This is a genomic window from Hyalangium sp. (assembly GCF_035629615.1).
Classification (GTDB): Bacteria; Myxococcota; Myxococcia; order Myxococcales; family Myxococcaceae; genus Hyalangium.
Genome location: NZ_DASPHO010000008.1, coordinates 1 through 5002 on the forward strand (window position 1 = coordinate 1; position 5002 = coordinate 5002).

Genomic DNA, 5002 nt, shown 5'->3' on the forward strand with positions numbered 1-5002 from the left:
GGCGCCTACTCCACCCGCCGCACCAAGGGCAGCTTCCCCGTCAGCACCTCGCCCAGCTGGCTCACCTGCTCCACGGGGACGCCCTTGAAGTCCAGCACCGCCTTGCCCTTCTGGTTGCGCACGCTCACCTTGACGAGCACCGCCTGGGTGAAGCGGCCCTTCACCGCCTCGCGGTACTGGTCCGCCAGCTCCACCGCCTCCGCCGGCAAGGGCTTGGTGGATCGTCACTTCCAACCAGTTGGAAGTGGCCACTCGCCGCCTCCCCCAGTTGGAACCGGGTGCACATCATCACTTCCAACCAGTTGGAAGTGGCCACTCGCCGCCTGTATGTGAGCCTCCTCATGAGGCACCCGCTGCCTGCTGGGGATCTGTCCGGCCAGGGCACCCTGGTGGCCTGCAAGCATAGCCCTGGTGATCCAGGATCGGTTCATCTCCAGCCAGCACCTCCAGGTGACGCGGCGCGAGGCGGGCTTCCACGTGCGGGACTTGAACTCCACCAACGGCACGTTCCTGGAGGGCGTGCGCCTCTTCGAGGCGGAGCTACCGCTGCACACCGTGCTGCGTGTGGGCGAGGAGACGGAGCTTGTCTTCGAGCCCGTGTCCCAGGGACAGCAGGAGCCGTCCTTCCACGGCATCGTCGGCACCGAGCCGGCTGTGCGGCAGCTCGTGGAGCTCATCAAGAGGGTGGCGCCCTCCAGCGCCGTGGTGACCATTCTGGGCGAGTCCGGCACGGGCAAGGAGTGGGGCGTCGGCCAGGGGGAGGATTGAGGACTGCGAGGGAGCAGAAAACCCAGCAGCCCTTGAGCGCGAGCGCTGCAAGCGTGCCTTCGCTTGGCTGTCTTGGAACAGATATGCAATATTCATATGAATGACCCCCCGGGCTCTTGACTGCAAGGCACTTGCACCTCTCGCGATGCTCCTCCTCTGGAGTGGGTGTCAATGGTTCAAGCCGGAGGAATCTCAAGCGCCACACTCGGAGAAGGCGGGCCATTCCGGGGGAGTCACGCCAGACGCCGCGAGCACTCATTTTGTTCATGACGGAGGAAGCTCTCATTCAATGAGCACGGCTTTGGAGGCCTGGGAGGCCCCATTCTTCGACAACCAGCTGATCGCGTTGGCTGGCGAGATCGATATCTACAATCGCTACGTCTCGGCTGTCATGGTCTCTGTGAAGTTCAGTGAGGGAGAGAGAAGCCGATGCAGTGGCATGATCCTCGATCATCGCCTTGTCTTGACGGCTGGGCATTGCGTTTGTAGCCGGAGAAGAGCACCCATCGCAGGAAAGGGGGCCCTCATCAACGCAGCCGCATGTGCGCAGACCGCCACCATCGAGACGGTTCTCTACAAGCCGTCCGAAGGAATCAGGGATGCTGCCGCCTCGAGCAGGGACATCTACAGCGGGGAAGTCCTCGCGCATCCCGAGCTCAAGATTCTTCTTGATGAGCAGGGCCGGGTCATCTCAAGCCATGCGGATCTCGCTGTCATCCGCTTGGACCCTCCCTTGAAGATGGAACTTCGGGCGATTTCGCTGGAAGAAGCAGCTGTCCAGCCAGGCGAGAGCATCATCGTGGTCGGCTACGGTTACGATGAAGTGGCTGATGCTTATGGGGGAGATCGCCGCTTCAGCAGAAACACGATCTCCAGAGTCCTGGATTCTGGCAGCGAGAGAGTTCTCGTTGAGCAAGCAGGCCAGAACAGGTACAGGGGCGACAGTGGCGGGCCGTGTCTTCGTGAAAGTGCCAGAGGCCCTGGGCTCGTCGGCATTTCCAGCAGGAACCTGGGTGAGGGTTCAACCTTCACGAGCCTTCATCCCTACCGGAGTTGGCTGAGAGCTCAGATTCAGGCCTTGCACGAAGCCGGTAAGCAAGGCCGTGACTTGCTACCTCATTGATGTGTTCATGATGAGAACAGAGGAGGCTCTGTGCGATACCGAAAAGCATCATTGGTTCTGGCTCTCGTGTCCATCGCGATCTCGTTTGTCTGCACTGGATGTAGCGGTCGCGCCGCAAGCTCAGTCCGGGAACCGCGCCAGTTTGGAAATGAGTTCTCCGTGGTGTCGGAGAGCATTGTAGACAGCGAGAACCACTATCTGTCCACGATCAAGGTCAAAGCGCCTATCTTCACGCCAGGAGTCGGGCACATCGTAAAGGAGTGTAGCGGTGTGCTCATCAGTGATCGCCTGGTCCTGACAGCGGGCCACTGCGTGTGTAATGAGCGAAAGCCCATCGCGCCAGAATCCCCCGACACGACCATCATAGACAGCAAGTCTCCATGTGTCGAAACAGTGTATGTCCAGTTACTGACTTATAGAACCGGAGAGCCACTCTCCAGTGACGGTAGTGTCCCAGCGGACGAGAGCAAACCCTACAGAGGCAAGGCGCAGGTTCATAAAGACATCAAGCTGATCTACAGGGGGATGGAGACGGAACCTGGCAAGACAGTCAATGCCACGATCTTTAGTCATGCAGACATCGCAACCATCTCCTTGGAGGAGCCGATCCTCGAAAAGGTGAAATACGTATCGCCCGCGAAGGAGGAGATCGGCCACAGCGAGAAGGTCGTCTTGGTCGGTTTTGGCCTTCCCTATCTGGGCGGCGCTATTGGGAGGGATCGCCGCTATGGTGCGAACTACGTCGTCTCCAGAAGGGTAGATGGTGCCACATTTCACGTAGGGAAGCAGGGCGTTGACGTATCTGAGACGTACTCAGGCGAGGTGCCAGATACACGAATCACGTCAGGCTCCTACCTCACCTCGGGCGATAGTGGCGGGCCGTGTTTTCGCAATCTGGGAGACAAAGTGGAACTCGTGGGCATCGCGAAATCCGTCCGTGCTGGTACGTTGACACTCTCGGCATATACGAGTGTCTTCCATTATTTGGAGTGGTTGAATCAACGGATAGAGGAATCAAAAAAGGGATACAGCAACTAGAGCATCGATCAGTTTGAGATCGAGTGGTTTCGGGGGCTTACGAGCGGGATCGACAGCGGTGATGATGTCCTCTTCCATCACCATGGCGGGGGGTAACGGGTCCTCGCTCGTAGGGCCGAGTACGCGCCGGTTCATGCTGGCCCCCGTCAGCGAGTGAAGGACTTCCTCGAGTGCCTCGGGAGCTCCGTATGGGGCGCCAAGCGCAGCAAGGCCCGCTCGCAGATCCGCCTCCAGGGCAGCCGCCGACGGGTAGCGCTCTTCCGCCTTCCGCTGGATCAACCTGCGGATGATGGAGCGGAGCGGCTGCGCGAGCGGCTGGGTGAGCTCCTCCACGTCCTGTGGAGTGAACGTGGCAGCCCGCAGGATGCCGTCTTCCGCATGCTCCGGTAGGTCTGCCTCCATGGCTGTCATGGAGGCGTCTAGAACCTGTTCCCTTGCCTTCGGCGTGAGCGCCTTCGCCAAGTCGCTGGGCCGCGCGTTGGCCGTGCTGTAGAGGTGGCGCCAGGTGGCCAGCTCCAGCAGCACCAGCCCGAGTGAGAACAGATCCGAGCGCGGATCCATCTCTTCGCCGAGCAGCGCCTCGGGGGAGCAATAGAACACGTCTCCTTGAGGGCGCGGGAACGTCGTTGCCACTCGGCCCGGGAGCAGGGAGCGCGCGCGGGCGAAGTCCGTCAGCACCACCTCGCCCTCTGGCCCCAGAACGATGCGGGCGGGGTTCACGTCTCGATGAACGATGCCCAGCGGGGTGCCGCGCTCGGCCTTGCAGGTGTGCGCGGAGTGCAGGGCGCTGGCCACCTCAGCGCCCACGTAGAGGCAGAACGCGGGGGACAGGAACGCCTCGCGCATCATCGAATAGCTGATCAGGGTGTTGATCGAGGTGCCCTCGACACGCTCAGACACGACGTAGAGAACCCCCTGGACTTCATAGCTCCCGATGATGCGGGCGATCAGCCGCGCGCGCATCCTGGCCAGCGCTTCGGGATCGCTTGAAGTCGGCGGCAAGCTGCGGACGATGACTTCGCGCAGGCGCTTCTCGTTCGTGCGCTCCCAGGCCGGGACGGTCCTCTCCCCGAGCCTCGATTGCGCGAGCTCCTCGACCAACGGACGCGACAGATCCACCTCATACGAGAGCTCGCCGTGAGAGAAGAGAATCACGCCCGGGATGCTCCAGGGTTGTCGGGAGGTAGCCATACGGGAACGACTCCTCGCGGCGCGCAAAGGGGCACCGCGCTACGGAGCGAAACACTACCCGGAAGGTGCTGGGAGATTGAACGATGCTGGGGGTTGGGAGCCACGCGAGACTGCACTACAGCATCAGCGGAACGCCCCAGCAGGAGAGCCTAGCCGCTCGCGCGCTCCACCGGGCCCGGCTCAACGCCACTGCTCCCTCGCCATTGTGGTGGCCACCTTGTGTCCTACAGTGTGGCCGGGCTTCGAGCCCTCCTCCTTGTCCTCGCCCAGACGGCCACCCCCGTCTTGCAACTCGAGGCAGATCGGCACCGTGCGACCGCCTGGAAGGTGGGCGCGGACATAACGGCCATAGATGCGATCACCCGTTGTCCACAGGTGCCCCTCCAGCCGCATCCCCACAGGCGCCTTTCCTTCTGGCTCGAGCAGCGCACCCGTCACGGGACCATCCTTGAAAACGGCCAAGGGCTCCTCTTCATCGCTCCCCTTGGTCAAGTCCATCAGGATCAGGGGCCCCCGGTTGCTTTCCATTTTCCACCCCAGCTCTTTCATGGCCTTGACGGCTTCCTTGGGGCACTCCTCGGGATCCGGGCGCGTCTGCACACCGAGGCAGCCCGCTTGGAACCATGCGACAGAGGCCACGAGGAGCGCGCACCTCTGAGCCTTGGAGAGCACGCGCCGCTTGCTGGCCTCCTGGGCCTGCTGCGGGTTGGGTACACCGTTGGTGAGCGTCGGGGAAGTGTCGGGCTGCTTCACGGAAGGGCTCGCCTCCTTCTGGGTAGGAAGAGGCGAGGGTAACCGAGTGGGGCGGCTTGTCGGCTTTTCGGCCAGCGCGCTTGCGGGCGGGGGCTGAGCCGCTGGTGCGCTCTGGGCCACAGGGGGCGG

The 5002-nt window shown here is 62.3% G+C and carries 6 protein-coding genes; 3 read left to right on the forward strand and 3 right to left on the reverse strand.

What is annotated here, in order from left to right:
* Positions 1–5 precede the first annotated feature (5 nt).
* Complete coding sequence (locus VD972_RS00230; RefSeq protein WP_324978931.1) at positions 6–209, reverse strand: hypothetical protein; 204 nt, start codon at positions 207–209, stop codon at positions 6–8.
* A 202-nt stretch (positions 210–411) separates the two neighbouring features.
* Between VD972_RS00230 and VD972_RS00235 the strand changes: the two genes are divergently transcribed.
* The 3 genes from VD972_RS00235 to VD972_RS00245 all read left to right on the forward strand — a co-directional run bounded on the left by VD972_RS00235 (position 412) and on the right by VD972_RS00245 (position 2929).
* The gene (locus VD972_RS00235; protein WP_324978935.1) at positions 412–768 is read left to right on the forward strand and encodes an FHA domain-containing protein; all 357 of its coding nucleotides are present in this window, start codon (positions 412–414) and stop codon (positions 766–768) included.
* A 289-nt stretch (positions 769–1057) separates the two neighbouring features.
* Positions 1058–1891 (forward strand): trypsin-like serine protease, encoded by an 834-nt coding sequence (locus VD972_RS00240; protein WP_324978938.1) that lies wholly within the window; start codon positions 1058–1060, stop codon positions 1889–1891.
* 162 nt (positions 1892–2053) lie between these two features.
* Complete coding sequence (locus VD972_RS00245) at positions 2054–2929, forward strand: trypsin-like serine protease (protein WP_324978941.1); 876 nt, start codon at positions 2054–2056, stop codon at positions 2927–2929.
* Here VD972_RS00245 and VD972_RS00250 read toward each other — a convergent pair.
* Together VD972_RS00250 and VD972_RS00255 are read right to left on the reverse strand one after the other, a co-directional pair.
* Complete coding sequence (locus VD972_RS00250; protein ID WP_324978943.1) at positions 2906–4120, reverse strand: protein kinase domain-containing protein; 1215 nt, start codon at positions 4118–4120, stop codon at positions 2906–2908. The genes VD972_RS00245 and VD972_RS00250 overlap by 24 nt on opposite strands.
* A 180-nt stretch (positions 4121–4300) precedes the next feature.
* Positions 4301–4873 carry a hypothetical protein gene (locus VD972_RS00255; RefSeq protein ID WP_324978946.1) on the reverse strand — a complete coding sequence of 191 codons (573 nt, stop codon included), beginning with the start codon at positions 4871–4873 and terminating at the stop codon, positions 4301–4303.
* Positions 4874–5002 lie beyond the last annotated feature (129 nt).

Excerpts from the sequence above, each read along its gene's own strand:
- VD972_RS00250 (WP_324978943.1), bottom strand. The coding sequence starts at position 4,120 with ATGGCTACCTCCCGACAACCCTGGAGCATCCCGGGCGTGATTCTCTTC.
- VD972_RS00240 (WP_324978938.1), top strand. The coding sequence starts at position 1,058 with ATGAGCACGGCTTTGGAGGCCTGGGAGGCCCCATTCTTCGACAACCAG.